The organism is Flavonifractor sp. An112, from assembly GCF_002161085.1.
GTDB classification, from domain to species: domain Bacteria; phylum Bacillota; class Clostridia; order Oscillospirales; family Oscillospiraceae; genus Flavonifractor; species Flavonifractor avicola.
The window spans coordinates 39,233-63,812 of record NZ_NFLU01000009.1 but is presented as its reverse complement, the minus strand read 5'-3'; the positions used below and the strand labels follow the sequence as shown (position 1 = coordinate 63,812).

Below are 24,580 nucleotides of genomic sequence, written 5' to 3'. Positions count from 1 at the left end.
TTCTTGCCTTTATTCTGTTTTTGGCAACCGTCCATACAGTTCCATCTGCCGGTGGAGTTTGGCCGCCAGTTCCGGGCTGTCAAAGCCCTCCGCCGCCCGCCAGGTCCAGTTGTGGCCCAGGGTGGAGGGGATATTCATCCGGGCCTCCGAACCCAGGCCCAGCACATCCTGGATCTGCACCACGGCGCACCGGCCCACACTGGCCCAAACCGTCCGCATCATGCCCCAGTTCTCCCCCTCCTGCTGGTCCAGGTGGAGATACTCCCGGGCATAGGCCACATCCTCCGGCCGGGCAGTCACCAGCCAGCCCATGGCGGGCTCGTTGTCGTGAGTGCCCACATAGACCACACAGTTGACCGGATAGTTGTGGGGCAGATAGGCCGGTCCCTCCTTATCCCGGCTGTCAAAGGCAAACTCCAGCACCTTCATGCCGGGAAATCCGGTCTCATCCCGGAGCCGGTGGACCGAGGGGGTCAAAAAGCCCAGATCCTCCGCGATGATCTCTTTTTTGCCCAGAGCCCGCTCCACAGCCTGAAACAGTTTAATCCCCGGTCCCTGCCGCCACCGCCCGTTCTGAGCGGTGGGCTCCCCATAGGGGATGGCGTAGTAGGCGTCAAAGCCCCGGAAGTGGTCGATCCGCAGCACATCGTAGATCTCACACTGATAGGCGATGCGGCGCACCCACCAGGAGAAATTGTCCCGCTCCATGTAGTCCCAGTCAAAGAGGGGGTTGCCCCACAGCTGGCCGTCGGCGGAGAAGCCGTCGGGGGGACAGCCCGCCACCTCGGTGGGCCGCCGGTGCTCGTCCAGCTGGAACTGCTCCGGGTGGGCCCACACGTCCACGCTGTCGGCGGAGACATAGATCGGCAGGTCCCCAATGATTCGGATGCCTTTCCCATTGGCGTATTCCTTGAGTGCCTTCCACTGGCGGAAAAAGAGGTACTGCACCCCCCGCCAGAAGGCCAGATCGGCGGCCAGGGCCCGCCGCACCCGGTTGAGGGCCACCCGGTCCCGGTTCTGGATGGCCGGTTCCCAGTCGGTCCAGGGCTCTCCGCCGTTGGCCTCCTTCATAGCCATAAAGAGGGCGTAGTCCTCCAGCCAGAAGGAGTTTTCCTCGCAGAAGGCCCAGTAATCCGCGGTGGGTGCGGCCAGCAGCGCCTTGCAGGCCTTCCGCAGCACCGGATAGCGGTTCTGATACAGCTTGCCGTAATCCACCCGCTGTGGGTCGCTCCCCCAGTCCAGTCCCTCATAATCCGCCCGGTCCAGCAGGCCGTCGGCCGCCAGGTCGTCCAGATCAATGAGGTAGGGGTTACCGGCAAAGGTGGAAAAGCTCTGATAGGGGGAATCTCCATAGCTGGTGGGACAGATGGGCAGAATCTGCCACAGGGACTGGCCCGCCGCCTGGAGGAAATCCACGAACCGCCGGGCACAGGCGCCCATGGTGCCCACGCCGTAGGGGGATGGCAGCGAAGTGAGGTGCATCAGGATGCCGCCGGTCCGCATAGTTTCACGTCCTTTCCTTCACGCTCTCCCCTTCCAAAAAGGTATAGGGGATCAATTCATGGGCGGGCTTCGCTCCGTCCTGAATCTGGTGGATCAGCAGATCCACGCTCCGCTCCGCCAGCCGCTGGGCGTCCTGGCGGACGGTGGTGAGCCGGGGCACCGCGTACCGCCCCAGCACAATGCCGTCATAGCCCAATATGGAGATATCCTCCGGCACCCGCAGACCCCGGTCATGGAGGGCCCGCATGGCCCCCAAGGCCTGCACGTCGGACATGGCAAACACGGCGGTCATACCGGGCAGCTTATCCAGCAGCCGCTCCATGGCGGCGTAGCCTCCCGACAGATCGAAGCGGGCGGTCTCATATTGGCTCGCCTCGTCCAGGACCAGTCCCCGGTCGGCAAAGGCCTGCCGCACCCCTTCCAGGCGGGCCTGGGCGGCGTCGGACTGCTCCGCCCGGCCGCCCAGGATACCAATGGTCCGGTGGCCCAGTTCCATGAGCCGCTCTACCGCACGGCGGGCGCCGTCGGTGTCGTCGGTGGAGACGCTGGACAGATTGGGCTGGTCCAGCCCGGCTGCCGAGTTGGTCACCAGCACGCATGGGATGGTGATACTGTGAAAGCCGGCCCGGAACAGGCTCAGGTTGCTGCCCAGGAAGAGGATGCCCATGGGCCGCCGCTCCCGGCACACCCGGATGGCCTGATCGATCTCATCGTCATCCTCATCGATGTAGTAAATCAAGCTGGGGTATCCGCTGTCCCGGATACGGGTCTGGATACGCTCCACCAAATCGGCAAAGAGCATATTCTGGGTGCCTTTGACGATAAGTGCCACTCCGCTGCTGGCCTGCTGCTTGAGGTGCTTGGCATTGCTGTTGCGCGTAAAATGGTGGGCCTCCACCACCGCCATCACCTTGGCGCGGGCCTCCTCGGATACGTCCGGGCGGTTGTTGAGTACCCGGGAGACGGTACCCACCGCATAGCCGGACAGCTTGGCGATGTCTTTGATGGTCAAAGAAACTCACCTCTTGTCGGTCTGCGTCTTTTTTATCCCTTGACCGCGCCGGCGGCCACGCCCTTGATGATGTGCTTCTGGCAGGACAGATAGAAGATAACCACCGGGATCACGGCCATAATGAGGGCCGCCATAATGGCGCCCATATCCACCCGGCCATAGGAGCCCTTCATGTACTGAATCACAATGGAGATGGTCTTATACTTCTTGATGTCCAGGGTCAGGTAGGGCAGCAGGAAGTCGTTCCAGATCCACATGGTCTCCAGAATACCCACGGAGATGTAGGTGGGCTTCATGATGGGGAGCACCACCGAGAAGAAGGTACGGATGGGGGAACAGCCGTCGATCATGGCGGCCTCCTCGATCTCAATGGGGATGGACTTGACGAAACCGCAGAACATGAATACCGCCAGTCCCGCGCCAAAGCCCAGGTAGATGATGATGAGGCCCCAGGGGGTACCCAGGCCCAGCCGGTCGGTGACCAGGGACAGGGTGAACATGACCATCTGGAAGGGAACCACCATGGAGAACACACACAGGATGTAGATGGCCTTGGTGACCCTGGTCCGCACCCGGGTGATAAACCAGGCGCACATGGAGGTGCAGATCAGAATGACGAGCACCGAGCCCACGGTGATGAACACTGTCCATCCCACCGCTTTCAGGAAGTCGTACTGGTTGATGGCGGTAGCATAGTTGTCCAGACCGGTAAAGGTGGTCTCATTGGGCAGCTTGAAGGGCTCCAGATTGATGTAGGACTTCTTTTTGAAGGAGTTGAAGAGTACCACCACAACGGGCAGTACATAGAAAATACTGATGAAGGTAAACAGGCCGGTGCCCAGCCGGTTCAGCCGCTTTTTCCGGATCATTACTGCTGCACCTCCTTGGAACGGGTGGCTTTCAGCTGGATCAGGCCGATGGCCACCACCAGAATGAAGAAGACCACGGCTTTGGCCTGGCCCACGCCCTCCCAGCCGGTGCGGCCGTAGAAGGTATTGTAGATGTTCAGCGCCAGCATCTCGGACATCTTGGAGGGTTCGCCGGCAGTGAGGGACAGGTTCTGGTCAAAGAGCTTGAAGCCGTTGACCACCGACAGGAAGGTGCAGATGGTGATGGAGGGCATCATCATGGGGATAGTGACCTTGAAGAGGCGCTGGGGACCGCTGGCGCCGTCAATGGCGGCGGCCTCCATCACGTCGCCGGGGATGGACTGGAGACCGGCGATGTAGATGATCATCATATAGCCGATCTGCTGCCAGGCCACCAGGATAATGAGGCCCCAGAAGCCGTACCACTCGTTGAGGTTGAGGGCGGTGGCAAAGGGGGCCAGCAGGCCGTTGAAGATCAGCTGCCAGATGTAGCCCAGCACGATGCCGCCGATCAGATTGGGCATGAAGAACACGGTGCGGAAGATATTGGTGCCCCGCAGCTTCTGGGTCAGGGCCAGGGCGATGGCAAAGGCGATTACATTGATGACCACCAGGGAGACCACCGCGAAGAGGGCCGTATACCAAAAGGAATGGAGGAATACGGGGTCCTGGAAGGCCTTGATGTAGTTGCTCAGGCCCACGAAGGTGGCGTCGGTCACAGTGGTGAACTCACAGAAGGACAGCCAGATACCCATAATGAAGGGCACGATGAAGCCAATGGTGAATGCGATCAGAGTGGGCAGCAAAAAGATGGGAAAATACCGCTTGATTGCCTTTTCCAAAGGATCGACCTCCTCTCTCATTGCTCAGAAAGGCAGAGGCAGCGGGCGGACAGAATGCCCGCCCGCTGCCGGTTCAGCAGTTATTTTTGGGGGTCAGTCTCAGCCGTTGACGGCGGCAGCCTCGGAGGCCCAGCCATCCACGAAGGCGGATACCACGGCGTCCCACTTGGCATCGGTCTGGTCAGCGGCATAGGCGGTCAGCGCGGAGCCCACGCCGTTCTTCCACTCCTCGGAGGGCATGGTGGAGAAGTTCCAGGACACGGACTCATAGCCGTCGGCCACATACTGGTTGCCGATGTTGACCAGGGGATTGGTGGACTCCAGGTTGCCCTTGAAGGGGATCACGAAGCCCATACCGGCCTGGCCGGAGGGCATGGCGCCCTCGCCGCCGCACATGGCCTTGGTGCCGGTCTCGGAGGTGACGCACCAATACATGAAGTCCAGGGTGGCCTGGATGTCAGCCTCGGAGGCCTTGGCGTTGACGCACCAGTAGTTCTCAGTACCGGTACACAGGCCCTGCTTCTCTTCGCCTTCCACACCGATGTAGATGGGCAGCATACCCAGGTTGTCGTCGCCCAGCTCGGCCACGTCGTTGTAAGCCCAGGTGCCGTTCTGATAGAACACGGCCTGACCGGTCACAAACTCGGCCACGGCGTCGTCGCCGGTCTTGGTGGACAGCAGCGCAGGCTCACAGGTGGCGTTGTTGATGTACAGATCCCAGATCTGGCGGTAGTTGTCCAGGTAGGTACCCTTGATGGCGTCGGTGTTGTCGATGCCGTCGGCCTTGTACTCATAGTAGATGGGCAGGTTGGCCAGGTGGGTCTTGAAGCGCCAGTCGGAGGAGCCGTCCATACCGGCGGAGGTGAAGGCGGAGAAGCCCAGCTCGTCCTTGCGGGCGGTGATGTCCTCGGCCACCTTCTTCAGGTCGTCAAAGCTCTTGATGTCATCGGCGGTGTAGCCGGCCTGCTCCAGCAGGGCCTTATTGTAGATGATGCCGTAGGTCTCGATGACGTAGCCGATGCCGGCCATCTTGTCCCCGTCCATCAGGGCGAACTCGTCGCTGGACAGCTCGCCGGCCACGGCGGAGCCGGTCAGATCATAGCAGTAATCCTTCCAGGCGGCCAGACCCACAGGGCCGTTGACCTGGAACAGGGTGGGGGCGTCGGTCTTGGCCATCTCGGACTTCAGGGTGGTCTCGTAGTTGCCGGAGGCGGCGGTGAGGACGGTGACCTCCACGCCGGTCTCAGCGGTGTAGAGCTCGGCAAGTTCCTGCCACTGGGCGTCCTGCTCAGGCTTGAAGTTCAGGTAATAGACCTTGCCGCCGGTGGCGTCGCCGCCGCCGCTGGGGGAGGAGTCGCCGGAGGGGGTGGTGTCGCCGCCGCCGCAGCCGGCCAGCATACCGGCCACCATGGTACCGGTCAACGCAAGCGCAAACAGACGTTTCTTCATTCTAAGTTCCTCCTGTCACAGTTGATTCGTGTCTCGGCTGGAAACGTTTCATGGAAACGTTTCCAACTCCCTGTGATTGAATCTTACTCCTTCCCGCTTCCATTTTCAAGCATCTTTTTGTCAAACTCCCCAATTTCAGCTTTGCGCTTAATTTATACGCTGTTATTTTGTACAATATGCCAAATCACAAAACCGTTTAGTCCAATTTAAGCAGCTCCATAAGCTTGTCACACCGGTTGTCCTCGGGATGTTCTAATACATGGAGGGCCAGCTTCCGCTGGGCCGCGCCGATCTCCCTGCCCTTTAGACCAAGGGCCGCCAGCTCCCCGCCGGACAGGGCCAGCCGCCGCAGAACCTCCTCCTCCGGGTGGCGCACCCCCCGGCGCAGGGCCCGCTCCACCGGCAGACATTCGATGGGAAATCCGGTGGCGGCGCAGAACCCCCGCCACCGGGGGATGGGTTGGGGAGGCAGCTCCCTCAGACAGGACAGATCAGGGCAGCTGCATACCGGCCACAGGTGGGACAGCAGTCCCCAGCGGAGCAGCTCCCCCGCCCGCTCCGGGTGAGGTGAGAGGAGGATTTTCTCCAGCTCCGCCTTGATCCGTTCCCCTGACACCCGGGCCATCCGCCCGGCATTGCGCCGGATGGCCTCCTCGGTCTCCGGCGCGATGGCAAAGCCCAGCTGGGCGGCAAAACGCACCGCCCGCAGCATTCTCAGCGCATCCTCGGCAAAGCGCCGGTCCGGCTCCCCCACACACCGAATGATCCCGGCGTTCAAATCATCCCTCCCGTCAAAGGGGTCCACTACCTCCCCTTCCGGGCCCAGGGCCATGGCGTTGATGGTAAAATCCCGCCGGGCCAGATCCTGGGTGAGCCCCACGTCAAAGGCTACCCCGTCGGGGTGCCGTCCGTCGGCGTATCCCCCCTCCCGGCGAAAGGTGGTCACCTCCACCGGGCCGTCCTCCGTCAGGACGGTGACGGTGCCATGCTGTATCCCCGTGGGGACGGTATGCTCAAACAGCCCCATTACCTGCTCCGGATAGGCGGAGGTACACACGTCGTAGTCTCCCGGCGTGCGGCCCAGCAGCAGATCCCGAACGCAGCCACCCACCGGATGGGCAGCACAGCCTGCCTTCCGCAGGATATCCAAGCAATGCTGCACGCCTTCCGGAATCGGCCACTTTTTCATTTTCTCCACCTCCCCCGGTATGTTTGGCTTGCTATTTACCTATAATGGATTATAATATAGTGTTGAACTTTTATCATTATAATCTGTAGAAAAGGGTGTGTAAACCCCATGACCAATCCCAACATTCACGACTATCTGACGCCTGGCCGCAAGGCTCACCTGATCGGCATCGGCGGCGTTTCCATGTCTCCTCTGGCCGAGGTGCTTCACAAGGCGGGTATCCAGATCACCGGCTCCGACATGAGCGACAGTGCTACAGTGGAACATCTCCGCTCCCTGGGTATTCCCGTGGCCATCGGCCACCGGGCTGAAAATGTACGGGGCGCCGACCTGATCATCCGTACCGCCGCCGTTCATGATGACAACCCCGAGATTGTGGAGGCCCACGCGCTGAACATCCCTGTTTTTGAGCGTGCTCAGGCCTGGGGTTCCATTATGAGGGGCTATAAAAATGCTCTGTGCATCTCGGGCACCCACGGCAAGACTACCACCACCTCTATGTGCACCCACATCATCATGGCAGCTCAGATGGACCCCACTGTCATGATCGGCGGCACCCTGCCCCTGCTGGGCGCCGGTTACCGGGTGGGCCACGGGGACACCATTATTCTGGAGAGCTGCGAATACTGCAACTCCTTTCTCTCCTTCTTCCCCACTGTGGCAGTGATCCTCAACATTGAGGCCGATCACCTGGACTTCTTCAAGGACCTGGACGATGTGGAGCACTCCTTCCGGGCCTTTGCCGACCGGGTGCCGGAAAACGGCCTGATCGTGGCCAACGCCGACGATGCCAACACCATGCACACGTTGGAAGGCGAAACCCGCCCTGTTCTCACCTTCGGTCTGGAGGAAGGCGATGTCCACGCCGCTAACCTGACATGGAGTCGGGGGCTGCCCACCTTTGACATCATCTATCGTGGCGAAGTCTTTACCCGGGTAGGCCTGCGGGTTCCCGGCGAGCACAATGTGAAAAACGCCCTGGCTGCGGCAGCCGCTGCCATCGCCCTGGCTGTCTCCCCCAAGGCGGTAAGCGAAGGTCTCAACGCATTCCGGGGCGCCGGCCGCCGCTTTGAGCACAAGGGCACTTACAATGGCGCCGAGGTGTACGACGACTACGCCCATCATCCTGGTGAGCTTCAGGCCCTGCTGGCCGCCGCCCGTACCCTGGGTTATGAGCGGATTATCTGTGCCTTCCAGCCCCACACCTACAGCCGCACCAAAGCCCTGTTCGACGACTTTGTTAAGGTCCTGCGTCAGCCCGATGTCACCCTGCTGGCCGAGATCTATGCCGCCCGTGAAACCAACAATCTGGGCATCTCTTCGCAGGATCTGGCCGACCAGATTCCCGGCAGCATTTACTGCCCCACCCTGGAGGATGTAACTGCCAAGCTGAAGGAGTTGGCCCAACCCGGTGATCTGATCCTTACCGTAGGTGCCGGCAACATCTATACCGCCGGCGAGGCCCTTCTCCAAAAATGAGCCATTCTTTCTCTCGCTAAAGCAAAAGGGAAAATTATACCACAAATTTCCGCTGTTGACAAGACTGTTAAAGAGACGTACAATGGTCTTAGTGTCCTGTCCCTTTTGTTCTCTTTTCACAAATATGAATAAGGAGTGGAATCGACATGGAAGAGAAAAAGTACACCTCGATGATCCGTCTGCGGATGTCTGCGAAGGACGCCCACTACGGCGGAAACCTGGTGGATGGCGCCCATATGGTGCATCTGTTCGGCGACGTGGCTACCGAGCTGCTGATCCAGTGTGACGGCGACGAGGGCCTGTTCTGCGCTTACAACAACATTGAGTTCAAGGCGCCTGTGTATGCCGGCGACTTCATCGAGGCCTATGGTGAGATCACTCACATCGGCAACACCTCCCGCAAGATGAGGTTTGAGGCCCGCAAGGTAGCTATCCCCCGCCCCGACATCAGCGATTCTGCTGCTGATTTCCTGGAGGAGCCCATTGTGGTGGCCATTGCTGAGGGCACCTGCGTGACCCCCAAGAAGTGCCAGCGCAAGGAGCATTGATTCCTGCTTACATGAAAAAAGTCCGCCGCGAAGCATTCTTCGCGGCGGACTTTTTTATTGCGAGGCAGGCGTTCCGCTGCGCTCGGCCAGAATACGGGGGAAGAAACGAAGGAACAGAATGGTGGTAACGGTAGCCGCCACGGCATCGGCAATGGGCTCAGACAGGAAGGTAGCCTCCGCCGACACCAGAGCGGGCAGCAGCAGCAAGCAGGCCAGAAAAACCGTCTTACGGAACAGAGAACAGAACAGCGCCAGCCGCACATGACCCAGGGCGGTGGTCTCATCTACCAGAGGGTACTGGACGGCCAGAGGCAGGATCATAGCGGTAAACACCTTGATATAGCCCACTGAGCGGTCAATCAGTTCCGGATTCTGAGTAAAGAGCCGGACAAACACCGGAGACAGGGTGTAGGTCACCACAGTCATCAGGGCGCAGAAGGTCAGGCACAATCCCACAATGGATTTCATGGCCCGCTTGATCCGGGCGACGTTGCCCGCCCCGTAGTTAAAGCTGATCACCGGCTGAGTACCCAAGGTCAGGCCACCCATGGGCATGGTGATGAGAAGCAGATAGCTCTGCACAATGGTGGCGCAGACCACCAGCTTGTCGCCCAACTCTGGGCCGCCGTAGTGCTGGAGCACTGTGTTGAGGACGATGAGCAGCACGCTGTCGGTGGCAATGATCAGGAAGGGGGACAAGCCAAATGTGACAATCCGCATCATGATCTTCCGGTCAAAGCCGCCCCATCGCAGGGGCACCGGCATCTTTTTCCGCAGCAGAGAGCAGAGCACGAAGGCGCAGGAGGCCATCTGGGAGATGACCGTAGCCAGAGCCGCACCCGCCACATCCAACTTTAAAACAAAGATAAAAATGGGGTCCAGCACAATATTGAGCACCGCCCCCAGCATGACGGTGGCCATACCCAGGCCGGAAAAGCCTTGGGCGATCAAAAAGCTGTTCATGCCGGTGGCCATCAGGGCAAAGAAGGTACCGGCGGTGTAGATGGTCAGGTAGGTATCGGCGTAGCCGAAGGTAGCCTGGCTGGCGCCAAACCACTGGAGCAGAAGCCCCTTCATGGCTAGAAACAGTCCCGTCAGTCCCACCGACAACACCAGCAGCATAAAAAAGCTGTTGGACAGCACCCGGCTGGCCTCCTTCCGGTTCCCCTCCCCCATCCGCATGGCCAGGATAGGCGAGCCGCCCAATCCCACCAGGGAGGCAAAGGAACCGAGCAGGGTGACGATAGGTCCGCACACGCCCACTCCCGCCAGGGCCAGATCCCCGATCTGGGGAATGTTTCCAATGTAAATGCGGTCTACGATGCTATAGAGTACACTGACCAGCTGGGCCAGCATGGTGGGAATGGCCAGCTTGCACACCAGGCGAAAAACTGGATCATGCCCCAAATCGTTGGTCCGTTTCATCTCGCTCCTCCTTCAGGCAGTCCACGGCATTATACCTCTTTTTTCTGCGCTCGTAAAGGGGGCTATCCCATCCAATCACTCCATTCCCCGAAGGTTTTAGCACTCTCCATTATTGAGTGCTAAAAATTCACACTCCGTTCATGATTTTTGTTTTGCAGGGGACTATACTGAGGACAAACAAAAAGCTGCCCCTTGAAAGGAGTGTTTTTTATGAATGCACAGAAATATACCCAGAAGTCTCTGGAGGCCGTCCAGACCGCCCAGAGTCTGGCCACGGAATATGGTAACCAGCAGATCGAGCAGCCTCACCTGCTGCTGGCACTGCTCAGCGACGAGTCCGGCCTGATTCCCCAGCTGTTGGGGAACATGGGCCTCACCGTTCCCTCCTTCACCGCTGCCACCAAGGCCGAGGTGGAGAAACTGCCCCGTGTCTCCGGCTCCGGCCGTGAGCAGGGCAAGATCTATGTGGCTCAGGACGTAGACAAATGTCTGAATACCGCTGAGTCCATCGCCTCCTCCATGAAGGACGAATATGTCTCGGTGGAGCACCTGCTGCTCTCCCTGATCGATACCGCCAACCGGGAGCTGAAGGAACTCTTCCGTACCTATAACGTCACCAAGGAAGGAGTGCTCCAGGCTCTGACCGCCGTCCGGGGCAATCAGCGGGTCACCTCCGACAACCCGGAGGAGACCTACAATGCCCTGAAGAAGTATGGCTCCGACCTGGTGGAGCGGGCCCGGCAGAACAAGCTGGACCCGGTGATCGGTCGTGACGACGAGATCCGCAACGTGATCCGTATTCTGAGCCGCAAGAGCAAAAACAACCCCGTCCTCATCGGTGAACCCGGCGTAGGCAAAACCGCCATCGCCGAGGGCCTGGCCCAGCGAATTGTCAAGGGCGACGTGCCCGGCTCCCTGAAGGACAAGACCATCTTCGCTCTGGATATGGGTTCCCTCATTGCGGGTGCCAAGTACCGGGGCGAGTTTGAGGAGCGGCTGAAGGCCGTCCTCAACGAGGTGAAGAAGTCCGAGGGCCGTATCATCCTCTTCATCGACGAGCTGCACACCATCGTGGGCGCCGGCAAGACCGAGGGCGCCATGGACGCCGGCAACCTGCTGAAACCCATGCTGGCCCGTGGCGAGCTCCACTGCATTGGCGCCACCACCCTCAACGAGTACCGCCAGTATATCGAGAAGGACGCCGCTCTGGAGCGGCGGTTCCAGCCCGTACAGGTCTGCGAGCCTACGGTGGAGGACACCATTGCCATCCTCCGTGGCCTGAAGGAGCGCTATGAGGTGTTCCACGGCGTAAAGATCCAGGACGGCGCCATCATCGCCGCCGCTACTCTGTCCGACCGCTATATCACCGACCGTTTCCTGCCCGATAAGGCCATCGACCTGATCGATGAGGCCTGCGCCATGATCCGCACCGAGATCGACTCCATGCCCACCGAGCTGGACATCATCCAGCGTAAGATCATCCAGCATGAGATTGAGGAGGCCGCCCTGAAGAAGGAGGACGACGCCCTGTCCCGTGAGCACCTGGCCGAGATCCAGAAGGAGCTGGCCGAGATGCGGGACGAGTTCAACGCCAAGAAGGCTCAGTGGGAGAACGAGAAGAACGCCATCGGCAAGGTCCAGAAGCTGCGGGAGGACCTGGAGGCCGCCAACGCCCAGCTGGAGAAGGCCCAGCGGGAGTACGACCTGAACAAGGCCGCCGAGCTGCAGTACGGCAGAATCCCCGAACTGCGCAAGCAGCTGGAGGCGGAGGAAGCCATTGCCAACGAAGGCAAAGCCCGTTCCCTGCTGCGGGATAAGGTCACCGAGGAGGAGATTGCCCGCATCATCGAGCGCTGGACCGGCATCCCCGTGGCCAAGCTGATGGAGGGTGAGCGTGAGAAACTGCTCCATCTGGAGGACATCCTCCACCAGCGTGTGGTGGGCCAGGACGAGGCCGTTCGTCTGGTCAGCGAGGCCATTCTGCGCAGCCGTGCCGGTATCGCCGACCCCAACCGGCCCATCGGCTCCTTCCTGTTCCTGGGCCCCACCGGCGTGGGCAAGACCGAGCTGGCCAAGACCCTGGCCGAAGCCTTGTTTGACTCCGAGAAAAACATGGTGCGTATCGACATGAGCGAGTATATGGAGAAATTCTCTGTGTCCCGTCTGATCGGCGCCCCTCCGGGATATGTGGGCTATGAGGAGGGCGGTCAGCTCACCGAAGCCGTCCGCCGTCACCCCTACTCTGTGGTCCTCTTCGACGAGGTGGAGAAGGCCCATCCTGATGTGTTCAACATCCTGCTCCAGGTGCTGGACGACGGCCGCATCACCGACAGTCAGGGCCGCACCGTGGACTTCAAGAACACCATCATCATCCTGACCTCCAACCTGGGCTCCCAGTATCTGCTGGACGGCATTGACGCCAATGGCGAGATCACCGAGGAGGCCAAGAGCGCCGTGCAGGAGCTGCTGCGCCACTCCTTCCGGCCTGAGTTCCTCAACCGTCTGGATGAGATCGTGTTCTACAAGCCTCTCACCAAGGACAACATCACCCACATCATCGACCTGCTGGTGGGCGAGCTCAACCGCCGTCTGGAGGAGAAGCAGCTGAAGGTGGTCCTCACCGACGCAGCCAAGCGCTTCATCATCGACAGCGCCTATGATCCCGCCTTTGGCGCCCGTCCCCTGCGCCGCTTTGTGCAGCACGGGGTGGAGACCCTCATCAGCCGGAAGATCATTGCCGATCAGGTCCAGCCCGGCGACACCCTCACTGTGGACTGTGTCAATGGCGAACTGACCGTGGAGGCCAAGAGCGTCCTCTCCGGCCAGGTGGTGGACCAGGCCTGATCCTGTTGATCCTGTCAGCCCCTGAACGGGCCCGGAATCGGTTTATCCGGTTCCGGCCCCCGTTCGGGGGCTTTTTTTGATAAAATCGAAGGGAACATCGTCAGGTATTCCGCTGTTCCATCGTACTGTTGGATGAAAGGGGGGAAAGGCATGGATACCACTATGGACCGGGACCAGGAGGCCCAGCGCATCCTGAACCAATACGGCAGACTGCTGCGCACGGTGGCGGACGCTCTGCTGTCCGGATACCCGGAGGAGGCCGAGGAGTGCGTCCAGGACGCTCTATGGGCCTATGTGGACGGCGCTCAAAGGTGGGACCCGGCCAGGGGCAGTGAAAAGACCTATCTCTGCGTGCTGGTCCGCAGTCGGGCCAAGGACCGCCGCCGCAGGCTGGCCGCCCGGCGGGAGGACTCCCTGGAGGAACACCAGGGGACCCTGTGGGCAGAGGACCACGCCGAGCGCTCCGCCCTTCGGGACGGCCTCCGCCGGGCCCTGGAGGCCCTGGGGGCGGAGGAGCGACGGCTCTTCACCCTGCGCTTTCTCTATCAATGGCCCTCCGCAGAGATTGGGAAAACACTGGGCCTGTCCCCCAACGGGGTGGACGCCCGGGTGACCCGCCTGCGCAAGAAGCTGAAGCGGCTGCTGGCCCAACAGGGACTGGGCTGGGCCGGAAAGGAGGATACCAGATGAAAGCCTATCATTGGGATGAGCTATTGGAAGATGAGGACCTTATGGAGCTGACAGAGGAGGCTATGAGCCCCAGGACGGCACGGCCCATTCCCTGGAGGCGGCTGGGGGCTCTGGCAGCCTGTCTGGCCCTGATCCTGTGCCTGACCAACTACCAGGCCCTGGCCACCGGGGTACAAACCCTCATCCGCTATTTCTCCGGGGTGGGAGCGGCAGAAACAGGGGCGGATCTCCGCATCCAGGAGGGCGAGCTGGAATTCGAGCTCAGCGGCCGCACCTATCTTATCTCCGGAGCCTATGCCCAGGACGGCATTCTCTTTGTCCCCCTGGAGGTGGTCTCCCGCTCGGAGGAGCGGCTCAACGGCAGCAACTACCAAAATCTGTATGTCAAGATGGAGGTCAGCCAGGACGGGCAGGCCCTGGCCGGCAGCAATCCCTTCCTCAGCCTGTCGGACAATGGCTCCTACTCCACGGGACAGTATACCGCCCTGACCCGCAAGCGCGTCTCCTTCTCCCCTCTGCAAGAGGATCAATATCTGGGTTGGCGCTATCTGCGGGAGGGCTATCAGACCTACGCCCAGGCCGTCTTTACCTATGAAGCGGCAAATCCGGACGGCAGCTATACCCTGCGGGTGGAGGACTACCTGACCGACCAGGTCCGGGAGGTGGAACTGACCCTGGCCCCTCCGGAGGAAATCGCGGCAATCTGTGAACAGCGCACCGTGGACGAGGTCCGGATCACCGCCCTGGTCTCGGCAGACGGCCGCCGCCTGTCCCTTTACGGCACGATGGCCAAGTCGGAGGAGTGGTGGAAGTCCCTGGTAGAATTGCAGGCCGACCCAATCTATGGGGTTCAGTTCATGGAGGAGGATGGCACCTGCCATCAGGGGATTCCCCGCCGTCCGGGCGGCTTGGATGGAGCGGGATACCCCCAGGAGATTCTGCTCACTCAGGACACAGGACCTATCACCGCCGTGCGCATCCAGCGCGTCTATTACGCCTATGACGATATGGATGAGGGACTGATAAGCCAGTGGGTGGACCTGGACTGGGTCATTCCCCTGACCTAGTTCCCATACAAAAAACGACCGCCTTTCGGCGGTCGTTTTTGCATTTACCGTTTTCCGTGGATCAGGGGGGACAGGGGCTTGTAGATCAAGAAGCAGATCACCGCGTCCAACAGGCCCTTCAGCAGGGTGAAGGGGGCATTGAACACCACAAGGCACTCCAGCAGGCCGTTGGTGGAGGGACGGATGGCCTGATACATCTCGATGATGGTATCGATGGGCATAAAGTTGGAGTAAATGGGGTAGGTAATATAGTAGTTCAGGGGGATGGACAGCAGGGCCATGATGATCGCGCCCACCAGAGCGCCCAGGATAGCGGTCTTGCGGGACTTGTGGAGCTGGTAGAGCAGGCCCGCCGGGAACACAAAACAGGCACCCAGCAGGAAGTTGCACAGCTCACCGGCGCCGCCGGTGGTGGTAATAAGCAGGTGGAGCAGGTTCTTCACCAGGCACACCACCACGCCGTACACCGGTCCCAGGCCGAAGGAAGCCAGCAGGGCGGGCAGCTCGGACACATCCATCTTTACAAAGCTGGGGATGATGGGGAGAGAAAACTCCAGGAACATCAGCACAAAGGCCACGGCGGAAAACATGGCCGTCACCGTAACGGCGCGGGCGCCCACCCGCCGCCGGGCGGAAACAGAATTGGTCATAACAAAACACTCCTCATTACCGGATCTGCTGAACCAAACTGCCGTTCAGAGTTCCATGCAATGGGAGCGTGCCAATGTACCACACGTCTTCTTCCATCCAGACTTCGCACATTGTGCGTCACTGTCGGTCCCGGAGTTCCACCGGGTCGGCCAAAACGGCTCGCGGACTTTACCGCCGATCGGGATTTTCACCCTGCCCTGAAGACAGTCATTCAGTTGTCATCCCCTATTATACACATTCCAACACAATTTGCAACTGCTTTCTAAGGCAAAAACAAATGTTCGATTTTTATTGACTTCCAATAGGGAATCGTTTACAATATGGGCAGCATCAAACTGCGGAGAGGGGTTGGCTATGAGACGGGACATCAGTTGCTGCTTTACCGGGCATCGACCGGAAAAGCTGCCCTGGGGTGAGGACGAGCAGGCCCCCTCTTGCCTGGAAATCAAGGATAAGCTGGCCGCGTCGGTAGTGCGGGCCTATGAAGCAGGATACCGACATTTTCTGTGCGGTATGGCCCGGGGCGCTGACTTTTACTTCTGTGAGGCGGTGCTTGCTCTGCGGGAACAGATGCCCGATGTCACGCTGGAGGCGGTTATTCCCTGTGAGGAGCAGGCCGCCCGCTGGAGCGAGCGGGACCGGGACCGGTATTACGCACTGGTGGAAGCCTGCGATGGGGAGACCATGGTACAGCGCCGCTATGACAAGGGCTGTATGCTCCGCCGCAACCGCTATCTGGTGGATCATGCCGCCCGGCTTATCTCCATCTACAATGGAATGCTGGGGGGCACCATGTATACCATCAGCTATGCCATGAAGCAGGAGCTGGAATTGGATATTATCTATCTGTAAAAATCAGGGCCGGACTTTTGTCCGGCCCTGATTTTTATTACAATTCCTCCCCGGCCCGGTAAGCAAGCACCACATATTCCCAGTGCTCCTCTGCCTCCGGCCGGAGGGCTCCGTGCTTCTCCAGATAATCCGTCACCAGCTCCATCAGCTCCTTACGCTGGGCGGTATCCAGATGGAGGGCCCCAAAGCGGAGCACCCCGTAGTCTTTCAGTTCCTGTTCCTCATAGCGGTACACGTTATCCAGCAAACTGCGGAAGGTGCTGTCCACCAAATTTGCTGCCAGGGCCTCCCGCTCGCCCTGAAAGCCGTCCTTCCGGCCCAGACACAGCCGCAGTCTCACATCCCGCATCTGATAGTAAGTCGTCTTGCTCCCGTCCCGCCGGGTACCCTCCCGGGCCGACACCAATCCTATTTTCACCAGCTTGTTCAAATGGGAATGGGCGGCACTGGGAGACAGCTGCATCCGCTCCGCCACCTCATTCGCGGACAGCGGCCGAGCCACCAGGCGCAGCAGATGGATCATTTCCTGCCGTACCGGGTTGAGCATCACGCGCAGTTGCTTTTTTTCCGTCAGTTCTACCGTATACTCCACCAGTGGGGCCTCCTTTGCCACGAAACCGGTTCACATGATCCTTTGTTATCATGATAACACTTACCGTTTGGTAATGGCAAGAGATTTTAGCCCCTCCATCCATTTTTTCTGATTTACGCGGGACGCATATTCTCCCCTTCGCTGACCACCAGGGTATCTCCCTGGCAGAGTACCGTTCCCCCTTTGGGTACAGCGGTGGTACCGTCCGCCCGGCGGACCAGTACAATGAGCACCTCCGCCGGCAGATCCAGCTCCCGGATGGTGCGGCCAATCCATTCCTTATGCTCCTCCACCGGAAGCTCCCGCAGGCTGACACCGCCGTCGTCCTGATAGATGGGCGTGCTCACCACCAGCAGGTCCCCCGCCTGGACCACGGTGCTGCCGTTGGGGATCAGATTCTCTTCCCCCCGGCGGATGGTGACCACCAGAGCATCGGCAGGTAGATTGCACTCCCCTACCGTCTTTCCCTCCCAGGGGTGTCCCTGCTGGATGCGGAAGCGGGTCAGGTGGAGCTGCTGCTGGTCCTGATAGTCGTTGAAGGTCCGTCCAATGTTGTCCTCCGTGTCCACCATATCCAGCTTGCGGGCCACCAGGGGCAGCAGGGAACCCTGAACTGCCACGGACAGCAGGGAGATACAAAAGACAATATGGAACAGATCATAGCCGGTTTCCGCTCCCCCGGCCAGAGCCATAATGGCAAACACAATGGAGGCCGCGCCCCGCAGTCCCGCCCAGGACACCAGCAAACATTGACGCAGTTTGCACCGGAAGGGAGCCAGCAGCACAAAGACCGCCAGCGGCCTGGCCACCAGTGTCAGGAACAGGGCGATGGCCACTGCCGGAAGGAGTACGCCGGGCATCTGCGTGGGGTAGGACAGCAAGCCCAGCAGGAAAAAAATGATGATCTGGCCCAGACCGGTCAGGCCGTCAAAAAAATGGACCAGGGAGGGCTTATGAGGAATTTTGGCGTTGCCAAGAAGGATCCCTGCCAGATAGGTACCCAGGTAGCCGTTGCCTCCCACGGCAGCAGGCAGAGCATAGGCCAACAAGGCGGCTGCCAGCACAAAGATGGAGTCCATGCCGTCCGCCAGATGGACCCGCCGCAGAACGAGCACCGACAGGCCGGCCACCGCCAGGCCCAGCGCAACACCAAATACGACCTGGGAAAAGACCATCCAGATCAGATTGCCGCTCTCCCCCACCCCCATCAGAGAGAGAGCAATCATGGTCAGCATATAGGACATGGGATCGTTGCTGCCACTTTCCAGCTCCAGCAGGGAGGCCGTATGGTACCGCAGGCCCAGTTTTTTGGAGCGCAGAATGGAGAACACCGAGGCCGCGTCGGTGGAGCTAATCACCGAGCCGGTGAGGAAGCTGGTCAGAGGCGGAAACCCCAATGCAAAATAGCAGAAGAGGGCGGTAAGCAGAGCGGTCATCGCCACTCCCAGGGTGGACAACACCACCGCCCTGGCCGCTGCCGGTTTGGCGGCTTCCCAGCGGGTGCCGAATCCGCCGTAAAACATGATAAAGATCAGAGCCACCGAACAGATCTGCTCCGCCGCCCGGAAGTCATCGAAGGGGATACGCAGCAGCCCATCGGAGCCAAACAGCATCCCCAGGGCCATAAAGAGCAGCAGCGCCGGCACTCCGGCCCGCTGAGAGAAACGGCTGGCCAAAATACAGGCTACCAGCACCACACCGCATAAAATCAACATATATACCATCTATTACCTCCTTTTGCTGCAAAACAGCTCCGGTCCTTCCCAGGTCGGAGCTGTTTCAGGTTCTCCAACTGATATTCCGCTGTTCTCAGGACCGCCGACCGTCGAACCGGGGGTCAAGCGCATCCCGCAGGCCGTCTCCGATACCCGCCAAACAGAGCACCGTGAGAATAATGCACAGGCCCGGCGGCAGCCACACCCAGGGCCGGGCGGTGAGCACCGTCAGGTTACTGGCATACTGGATCATACTGCCCCAGGATGCCTGGGGTGCCCGGATGCCGAAGCCCAGAAAACTAAGGCTGGATTCCGACAGGATGGCCCGCCCCGCCCGCAGGGGGATGGAGCACCATACGGGGGAGATCACATTGGGCAGTACGTTTCGCCGCAGGATGGTCCCGGTCCGGGCGCCAAGGCCCTTAGCTGCCAGCACATATTCCCGCTCACGCACTGCCAGGGTATTGCCGTACACCAACCGGGCAATTCCCGTCCAGCCCAGCAGGCCCAGCACCAGTACGATATTGGTGGCCGACGGACCCACTACCGTCACCAGGCAGAGCACCAGCACGATAGAGGGAAAGGTCTGAAAGATATCAGCCAACCGCATGATCCAGAACTCCCAGGCTCCCCGGCGGTAACCCGCCAGCAAGCCCAGAGGCACGCCCAGAGCGGTGCTGATGGCGGCAGAGCTCAGGCCAATGAAGAGGGATACCTGCCCTCCGCTCAGCAGCCGGGCCAGCAGGTCCCGGCCCACATCGTCGGTACCCAGGGGGTGCTGTGCCGACGGCGGCGCCCAAAAGCCGGCCTCCAAATCGCTGGCATTGGGCTCCAGACCCAGCAGCGGCGGCAGCAGCAATACCGCAAGGATCTCCAGGCAGAGTATATAAAGACATACCATCGCCCTCCGGTCCGCCCTAAACCGGTCCCAGGGGCTGCGGCCTAACCGTTTTTCCTCCATAGCCCTACCCCTTCCCATAGCGCACCCTGGGGTCCACCAGTCCGTAGACCAGATCCAGGAGCAGGTTGGTTAGGAGCACCGTCAGGGCGATGACCACCGTGACACCCATCACCACGGGATAGTCCCGGCCGGAGATACCGGAAAACAGGAGGCTGCCCATACCCTGCCAGCCAAAGATCTGCTCCACCACCACGGAGCCACCCAGGATATGAGGAATGTGGCTGAGAATGGTGGTAAGCACCGGGATCATAGAGCCCCGGAAGGCATGGCGTACCATGACCGCCCGTTCAGTGAGTCCCTTGGCATAGGCAGTGCGGATATAGTCCTCTCCCAAAGTCTCCAGGCAGGCGGCCCTGGTCTGCTTCACCAGCTCGCCCACACTGCTCAGGCACACCACCCCTGCCGGGAGGATCAGATGGCGGAGCAGGTCAGCCAGGCTGGTAAACCGCCCGGCGGCATACATCCCGTTGGCGGGCAGCCAGCCCAGAGTGACGGAAAAGACAAAGATGCCGGCCAGGCAGAGGAAAAAGCCAGGCACACCGAAACTGACCAAGCTAAGGGCAGAGGCCACCCGGTCCCAGCCAGACCGTGGCTTCCAGGCAGCCAACACCCCCAGGGGTAAAGCGATGGCTATCGCCAGCACCACACCGGTGCCGGTGAGCAGCAGGGAGGGTCCTACCCGCTGGGCAATGAGCCCAGCCACCGGTTTCCCGTTGGTGTAGGAATTGCCCAGGTCTCCCCGGAGCAATCCGCCCAGCCAGGAGAGATACCGCTGCGGCAGGGGCTGGTCCAGCCCCAGAGAGGCAGCCAGAGCGGAGCGGTCGGCGTCGGTGGCGCCACTTCCCTCCCCCATCAGGTCCAGGATGGAGCCCTGGGCCAGATTAAGCATACAAAATACCAGAATCGTAATTCCGAAAAAGACCGGAATAGCCGTCAGCAGACGACGGCGGAAATATCGTCCCATAGTTTTCGCTTCCTCCTGCACTTCCGGCCCCAATCAGGGGCACGGGCCGCTATGGGCGGCGGCCCTACGGAGGTCTTTCTAGTTTTGAGAAGGGGCCTTTCAGGCCTCCTTCATGCGCCACGCCCAGATGTTCTCATTGGAGAAACTGGACGAGGGGTAGTCGATGTTGTCCACTGTGGGAGACTGGGCATGGAGGGTACGGCCAAACCACAGGGGGATAAAGGGCCGCTGATCAGCCAGCAGCTCCTGCAGCTTATCCAGCATGACCTGGCGAGTCTCCCAGCCCGAGGAACTCTTGATCTGGTCAATATAGTAAGTGTAGGGCTCCAGATCGGCAATGTGGAAGATGTTGTTGCTCTCACTGAGGCGGCTCTCCGTAAACCACAGAGGCAGCGCGCCGGGGGTATGGCTGGCAATGGCCATGTCGTACTTGCCGTCAGCCATACCGGAGAAGAGGGCGGCGGAGTCCACCGTCTCGATGGTCACATTCATACCCACCTCGGCCAGTTCCTGCTGCATGAGGGCAGCCAGACCGGAGCGGTTGGAGGTACAGGCCAGGGTATAGGTCCGCCCGTCGTAGCCTCCCTGCTCCAGCAGCGTCTTGGCTCCCTCCACGTCCCGCTGCCAGGTCAGGGAGCAGGTGTACTCCGTACCCGGAGTCACGTCGGTGGCAGTGGGCTCACCCAAACCATGGGTGGACTGAAGGCACAGTGCCTCCTTATCCAGGGCCAGATCGATGGCCCGGCGCACCTCTGCACTGGGGATGGTCTCGCAGTTGAGCATCAGTTCATAGAAGGTGTTGGGGACCTCGCCCTCCAGCACCTCAATGCCTCCCGCTTTGGCGGTTTCAGCATCATCCATGGACAGGTTGCCACCAAAGGCATAGTAATCCAGATCGCCGGAAATGAGGGAGGACAACAGGTTGGACTTATCGATCACCGTCACCACCAGCTGATCAAAGTCGGGACAGCCCAGCTGATAGTCCTTGTTGATGTCCAGCACCAGCTGGCTGCCCGGGATCTCCTCCACAAACTTGCAGGGGCCGGAACCTACAGGTGCGTCCCACAGGTCAAGCTCCATAATGTCCGCCGGTTCGGTATCCGCCAGCAGATGGGTGGGCAGCACATAGAGCTCCCGGTTTTTGTCCAGCAGGAAGTCCTCCGGGGTGATAGCGCTCTTGAAGGTGAGCTTCAGGGTGTACTCATCCACTGCCTCCGCCCCCAGCTGCTCCCCCGCCACGGCGCAGCCGTTGCTGTCGGTGCCTGCCAGCACGGAGAAGGTACCACGGCCCAGGGCCGGACAGTCCGGGTTGGTAATGAGGGCAATGGTATCCGCCCAGTGCTGGGCGGTCACCGGAGTGCCGTCGTGGAAGGCAGCCTTTTCATCCAGGTGGAAGAGCACCGCCATACCGTCGTCGGTACTCTCCCAGCTTTTAGCGCCTCGGGGATCCAGGGTACCGTCAGCGTGGACATAGGCCAGCCGGTCATAGATCTTATCACAGACAATACGGGTATAATTGCTGCCCGAAGGACTGTTATAGGGCATCAGGGAGTCCCAGGCATTGGACAGGCCATAGCGCACCGTGACCTGCTCTGCGGTCTCTTTCTCTCCGCCGCAGGCCGTCAGCCCCAGGGCCAGAACGGCTGCCATCAGTAATGCGATCAGTCGTTTCATGTCGTTCCTCCGTCTTTTTTATTCCACTGTTACAGACTTGGCCAGGTTCCGGGGTTTATCAATATCACAACCCCGCTGCAGCGCCGTATAATAGGCGAACAGCTGCATAGGCACCACTGCCAGGGAAGGCAGCAGCATGGGATGGGTCTCAGGAATGGCAATCACATGGTCCGCCGTACGGCTGAGATCGGCCGCCCGGTCCCGGGTGGTAAGACCCAGTACGTCGGCTCCCCGGCTCTTGACCTCCACCGCGTTGCTCACTGTCTTTTCAAACAGGGGCCCGCACCCGGCCAGGGCCACCACCAGGGTGCCCGGCTCAATGAGGGAGATGGTGCCGTGCTTGAGCTCTCCGGCAGCGTAGGCCTCCGAGTGGATATAGGAAATCTCTTTCAGCTTCAGCGAGCCCTCCAGACCCACCGCATAGTCCAGATTGCGGCCGATGAAGAACATGGAAGGCCGGTTGAAGTACAGGGAGGCAAAATACTGGATGTCCTCCCGATTTTCCAGGATCTCCTGCAGCTTGTCCGGAATGCGCTGGAGCTCTGCCAGAATGGCATCATAGTTCGCCCGGTCCAAGGTGCCCAGCAGGTCGGCGCAGTACAGGCCGATGAGGTAAATCACCGCCAACTGGGTGGAATAGGCCTTGGTGGTGGCCACGGCGATTTCCGGTCCGGCCCAGGTGTAGAGCACGCTGTCGCTCTCCCGGGCAATGGTGGAGCCCACCACGTTGACAATGGACACCACCTTGGCGCCCAGCCGTTTGGCCTCCCGCATGGCAGCCAGGGTATCGATGGTCTCACCGGACTGGCTGATGACCAGGGCCAGAGTACGCTCCGACACAATGGGATCGCAGTAGCGGAACTCGGAGGCCAAGGTCACCTCCACCGGCTTTCGCAGCAGTTTTTCCAGGATATATTTGGCCGCCACACCCACATGGTAGGAGGAGCCGCAGGCAATGATATACAGCCGGTCCATCTCCTCCAGCTCACGGGCGGTGAGCCGCCAGTCATCCAGCACAATACGGCCGTCCTTGATGCGGGGGGAGATGGTCTTGCGGATTGCTTCGGGCTGCTCCATGATCTCCTTGATCATAAAGTGCTCGTAGCCGCCCTTCTCCGCCGCAGAGATCTCCCAGTCCACATGGCGGCGCTCCTTCTCCACTGGGCGCAGGTAGGAATCGTACACCCACAGGTGGTCGGCAGTCAGTTCCGCAATCTCACCGTCATCCAGAAAGCACACCTCTCTGGTGTACTTGATGAGAGCAGTGACGTCGCTGGCCAGATAGTGAGCGCCGTCGCCGAAACCCAGAATCAGCGGGCTGTCCTTTCGGGCAGCAATGAGCCGGTCAGGGCAGTCGGCGCACAGGATGCCCAAGGCGTAGGCGCCCCGGATGGTGTGGAGGGTACGCACCACTGCGTCCAGCAGGTCGCCCTGATAGTAATACTCCAGCAGCTGGGCCGCCACTTCGGTATCGGTATCCGACACGAACTGCACTCCCTCGGACTGGAGGAATTCCCGCAGCTCAGCGTAGTTTTCGATGATACCGTTGTGGACTACGGCGAACCGGCCATTCTCGCTGACCTGGGGGTGGGAATTGACGTCCGACGGGGCCCCGTGGGTAGCCCACCGGGTATGGCCCACGCCAATGGTGCCGTGAAGGGTGCTTCCGCCCTTAACCAGGTCGTTTAGCACCTGAAGCCGCCCTTTGGCCTTGGCCACCTGCATTCCTTCTTCTGCTCCGTATACCGCTACACCGGCGGAATCATACCCCCGGTACTCCAGCCTGGACAGGCCGTCCAACAAAATTGGCGCAGCCTCCTCCCTTCCAACATATCCAACAATCCCGCACATGGCGATCCTCCTGCGTATTTGACGTGTTTGATATATGGTGCTTTAAAATAGAATTATAGCACGGAAAAGCTGGCAAAACAATGGCAGAACACCCGAAATTAGGCTCGTTCCCTCCGCTCTCTCTGTCTGACCTGCGTCCCCTCCACCAAAATGGTGTCCGCACCGAAGCGGCGCACCGCTGTCCAGGGAAAAAGCGTGTCCGGTTCCCGCCCCAACAGGCCAAACAGGCGCAGCCGCCCAGGCACCACCAGAGCACTCACTTTGCCCTCTTCCAGATCCATAATCACATCCCCCACATAGCCGATCCGGCTGCCGTCGCTGATATTGATGATCTCCTTGTCCCGTAACTCCGATCCCCGGCACTCCATAGCGCAATCCCCCTTTTTGATATCCCTATGCGCCG

21 protein-coding genes and 1 riboswitch are annotated in these 24,580 nt (G+C 60.3%); of the genes, 6 read left to right on the top strand and 15 right to left on the bottom strand.

Features of this window, described 5'->3' with window-relative positions; translation table 11 throughout:
* Positions 1 to 9: 9 nt before the first annotated feature.
* From malQ to B5E56_RS09435, 6 genes are all read right to left on the bottom strand, one after another.
* The gene (malQ, locus tag B5E56_RS09460) at positions 10 to 1,503 is read right to left on the bottom strand and encodes a 4-alpha-glucanotransferase (protein WP_087389486.1); all 1,494 of its coding nucleotides are present in this window, start codon (positions 1,501 to 1,503) and stop codon (positions 10 to 12) included.
* Positions 1,504 to 1,507: 4 nt separating this feature from the next.
* On the bottom strand, positions 1,508 to 2,515 hold the full coding sequence (locus tag B5E56_RS09455; protein ID WP_087327635.1) for a LacI family DNA-binding transcriptional regulator: 1,008 nt from the start codon (positions 2,513 to 2,515) through the stop codon (positions 1,508 to 1,510).
* A 32-nt stretch (positions 2,516 to 2,547) separates the two neighbouring features.
* Entirely contained in the window at positions 2,548 to 3,384 is an 837-nt protein-coding gene (locus tag B5E56_RS09450) for a carbohydrate ABC transporter permease (protein WP_087188218.1), read from the bottom strand.
* Positions 3,384 to 4,226 (bottom strand): carbohydrate ABC transporter permease, encoded by an 843-nt coding sequence (locus tag B5E56_RS09445; protein ID WP_087188217.1) that lies wholly within the window; start codon positions 4,224 to 4,226, stop codon positions 3,384 to 3,386. Before B5E56_RS09445 ends, B5E56_RS09450 begins: the two co-directional genes overlap by 1 nt.
* Before the next feature lie 99 nt (positions 4,227 to 4,325).
* Positions 4,326 to 5,675 carry an ABC transporter substrate-binding protein gene (locus B5E56_RS09440; protein WP_087188216.1) on the bottom strand — a complete coding sequence of 450 codons (1,350 nt, stop codon included), beginning with the start codon at positions 5,673 to 5,675 and terminating at the stop codon, positions 4,326 to 4,328.
* Positions 5,676 to 5,871: 196 nt separating this feature from the next.
* Positions 5,872 to 6,864 (bottom strand): CCA tRNA nucleotidyltransferase, encoded by a 993-nt coding sequence (locus B5E56_RS09435; protein ID WP_087389485.1) that lies wholly within the window; start codon positions 6,862 to 6,864, stop codon positions 5,872 to 5,874.
* Between the two features lie 108 nt (positions 6,865 to 6,972).
* Between B5E56_RS09435 and murC the strand changes: the two genes are divergently transcribed.
* Both murC and B5E56_RS09425 read left to right on the top strand, forming a co-directional pair.
* Complete coding sequence (murC, locus tag B5E56_RS09430; RefSeq protein ID WP_087389484.1) at positions 6,973 to 8,343, top strand: UDP-N-acetylmuramate--L-alanine ligase; 1,371 nt, start codon at positions 6,973 to 6,975, stop codon at positions 8,341 to 8,343.
* A gap of 146 nt (positions 8,344 to 8,489) precedes the next feature.
* Positions 8,490 to 8,891 carry a hotdog fold domain-containing protein gene (locus B5E56_RS09425; protein ID WP_087389483.1) on the top strand — a complete coding sequence of 134 codons (402 nt, stop codon included), beginning with the start codon at positions 8,490 to 8,492 and terminating at the stop codon, positions 8,889 to 8,891.
* A 54-nt stretch (positions 8,892 to 8,945) separates the two neighbouring features.
* On the opposite strand, the gene B5E56_RS09420 is transcribed toward B5E56_RS09425, so the two are convergent.
* Positions 8,946 to 10,316, bottom strand: coding sequence for an MATE family efflux transporter (locus B5E56_RS09420; protein WP_087389482.1), 1,371 nt, complete (start codon positions 10,314 to 10,316; stop codon positions 8,946 to 8,948).
* Between the two features lie 210 nt (positions 10,317 to 10,526).
* On the opposite strand from B5E56_RS09420, the gene clpB reads away from it, so the two are divergent.
* The 3 genes from clpB (at position 10,527) to B5E56_RS09405 (ending at position 14,917) form a co-directional block, all read left to right on the top strand.
* A complete protein-coding gene (clpB, locus tag B5E56_RS09415) occupies positions 10,527 to 13,160 on the top strand; it encodes an ATP-dependent chaperone ClpB (protein WP_087389481.1) in 2,634 nt (877 codons plus the stop codon).
* Between the two features lie 150 nt (positions 13,161 to 13,310).
* Positions 13,311 to 13,850 (top strand): sigma-70 family RNA polymerase sigma factor, encoded by a 540-nt coding sequence (locus B5E56_RS09410; protein ID WP_087389480.1) that lies wholly within the window; start codon positions 13,311 to 13,313, stop codon positions 13,848 to 13,850.
* A complete protein-coding gene (locus B5E56_RS09405; RefSeq protein WP_087389479.1) occupies positions 13,847 to 14,917 on the top strand; it encodes a hypothetical protein in 1,071 nt (356 codons plus the stop codon). Before B5E56_RS09410 ends, B5E56_RS09405 begins: the two co-directional genes overlap by 4 nt.
* Before the next feature lie 44 nt (positions 14,918 to 14,961).
* Here B5E56_RS09405 and B5E56_RS09400 read toward each other — a convergent pair whose 3' ends face one another.
* Positions 14,962 to 15,567 (bottom strand): ECF transporter S component, encoded by a 606-nt coding sequence (locus B5E56_RS09400; RefSeq protein WP_087389478.1) that lies wholly within the window; start codon positions 15,565 to 15,567, stop codon positions 14,962 to 14,964.
* A gap of 81 nt (positions 15,568 to 15,648) precedes the next feature.
* Positions 15,649 to 15,777: riboswitch (FMN riboswitch) on the bottom strand.
* A 145-nt stretch (positions 15,778 to 15,922) separates the two neighbouring features.
* Here B5E56_RS09400 and B5E56_RS09395 point away from each other — a divergent pair.
* Positions 15,923 to 16,420 carry an SLOG family protein gene (locus B5E56_RS09395; RefSeq protein WP_087389477.1) on the top strand — a complete coding sequence of 166 codons (498 nt, stop codon included), beginning with the start codon at positions 15,923 to 15,925 and terminating at the stop codon, positions 16,418 to 16,420.
* 37 nt (positions 16,421 to 16,457) lie between these two features.
* On the opposite strand, the gene B5E56_RS09390 is transcribed toward B5E56_RS09395, so the two are convergent.
* From B5E56_RS09390 to B5E56_RS09360, 7 genes are all read right to left on the bottom strand, one after another.
* Entirely contained in the window at positions 16,458 to 17,012 is a 555-nt protein-coding gene (locus B5E56_RS09390; RefSeq protein ID WP_087188206.1) for a winged helix-turn-helix domain-containing protein, read from the bottom strand.
* 113 nt (positions 17,013 to 17,125) lie between these two features.
* On the bottom strand, positions 17,126 to 18,736 hold the full coding sequence (locus B5E56_RS09385) for a potassium/proton antiporter (RefSeq protein WP_087389476.1): 1,611 nt from the start codon (positions 18,734 to 18,736) through the stop codon (positions 17,126 to 17,128).
* Positions 18,737 to 18,821: 85 nt separating this feature from the next.
* A complete protein-coding gene (locus tag B5E56_RS09380) occupies positions 18,822 to 19,628 on the bottom strand; it encodes an ABC transporter permease (RefSeq protein ID WP_242955374.1) in 807 nt (268 codons plus the stop codon).
* A 64-nt stretch (positions 19,629 to 19,692) separates the two neighbouring features.
* The gene (locus B5E56_RS09375) at positions 19,693 to 20,652 is read right to left on the bottom strand and encodes an ABC transporter permease (protein WP_087389475.1); all 960 of its coding nucleotides are present in this window, start codon (positions 20,650 to 20,652) and stop codon (positions 19,693 to 19,695) included.
* 99 nt (positions 20,653 to 20,751) lie between these two features.
* Positions 20,752 to 22,326, bottom strand: a complete 1,575-nt coding sequence (locus B5E56_RS09370; protein WP_087389474.1) for an ABC transporter substrate-binding protein — start codon at positions 22,324 to 22,326, stop codon at positions 20,752 to 20,754.
* Positions 22,327 to 22,344: 18 nt separating this feature from the next.
* The gene (gene glmS / locus B5E56_RS09365) at positions 22,345 to 24,177 is read right to left on the bottom strand and encodes a glutamine--fructose-6-phosphate transaminase (isomerizing) (protein ID WP_087389473.1); all 1,833 of its coding nucleotides are present in this window, start codon (positions 24,175 to 24,177) and stop codon (positions 22,345 to 22,347) included.
* A gap of 98 nt (positions 24,178 to 24,275) precedes the next feature.
* On the bottom strand, positions 24,276 to 24,545 hold the full coding sequence (locus B5E56_RS09360) for a YlmC/YmxH family sporulation protein (RefSeq protein ID WP_087389472.1): 270 nt from the start codon (positions 24,543 to 24,545) through the stop codon (positions 24,276 to 24,278).
* Positions 24,546 to 24,580: the final 35 nt, after the last annotated feature.

Coding starts and splice junctions, on each gene's coding strand:
- malQ (WP_087389486.1), bottom strand. CDS start 1,503: ATGCGGACCGGCGGCATCCTGATGCACCTCACTTCGCTGCCATCCCCC.
- B5E56_RS09450 (WP_087188218.1), bottom strand. CDS start 3,384: ATGATCCGGAAAAAGCGGCTGAACCGGCTGGGCACCGGCCTGTTTACC.
- B5E56_RS09440 (WP_087188216.1), bottom strand. CDS start 5,675: ATGAAGAAACGTCTGTTTGCGCTTGCGTTGACCGGTACCATGGTGGCC.
- B5E56_RS09435 (WP_087389485.1), bottom strand. CDS start 6,864: ATGAAAAAGTGGCCGATTCCGGAAGGCGTGCAGCATTGCTTGGATATC.
- murC (WP_087389484.1), top strand. CDS start 6,973: ATGACCAATCCCAACATTCACGACTATCTGACGCCTGGCCGCAAGGCT.
- B5E56_RS09425 (WP_087389483.1), top strand. CDS start 8,490: ATGGAAGAGAAAAAGTACACCTCGATGATCCGTCTGCGGATGTCTGCG.
- B5E56_RS09420 (WP_087389482.1), bottom strand. CDS start 10,316: ATGAAACGGACCAACGATTTGGGGCATGATCCAGTTTTTCGCCTGGTG.
- clpB (WP_087389481.1), top strand. CDS start 10,527: ATGAATGCACAGAAATATACCCAGAAGTCTCTGGAGGCCGTCCAGACC.
- B5E56_RS09410 (WP_087389480.1), top strand. CDS start 13,311: ATGGATACCACTATGGACCGGGACCAGGAGGCCCAGCGCATCCTGAAC.
- B5E56_RS09405 (WP_087389479.1), top strand. CDS start 13,847: ATGAAAGCCTATCATTGGGATGAGCTATTGGAAGATGAGGACCTTATG.
- B5E56_RS09400 (WP_087389478.1), bottom strand. CDS start 15,567: ATGACCAATTCTGTTTCCGCCCGGCGGCGGGTGGGCGCCCGCGCCGTT.
- B5E56_RS09395 (WP_087389477.1), top strand. CDS start 15,923: ATGAGACGGGACATCAGTTGCTGCTTTACCGGGCATCGACCGGAAAAG.
- B5E56_RS09385 (WP_087389476.1), bottom strand. CDS start 18,736: ATGGTATATATGTTGATTTTATGCGGTGTGGTGCTGGTAGCCTGTATT.
- B5E56_RS09380 (WP_242955374.1), bottom strand. CDS start 19,628: ATGGTATGTCTTTATATACTCTGCCTGGAGATCCTTGCGGTATTGCTG.
- B5E56_RS09375 (WP_087389475.1), bottom strand. CDS start 20,652: ATGGGACGATATTTCCGCCGTCGTCTGCTGACGGCTATTCCGGTCTTT.
- B5E56_RS09370 (WP_087389474.1), bottom strand. CDS start 22,326: ATGAAACGACTGATCGCATTACTGATGGCAGCCGTTCTGGCCCTGGGG.
- glmS (WP_087389473.1), bottom strand. CDS start 24,177: ATGTGCGGGATTGTTGGATATGTTGGAAGGGAGGAGGCTGCGCCAATT.
- B5E56_RS09360 (WP_087389472.1), bottom strand. CDS start 24,545: ATGGAGTGCCGGGGATCGGAGTTACGGGACAAGGAGATCATCAATATC.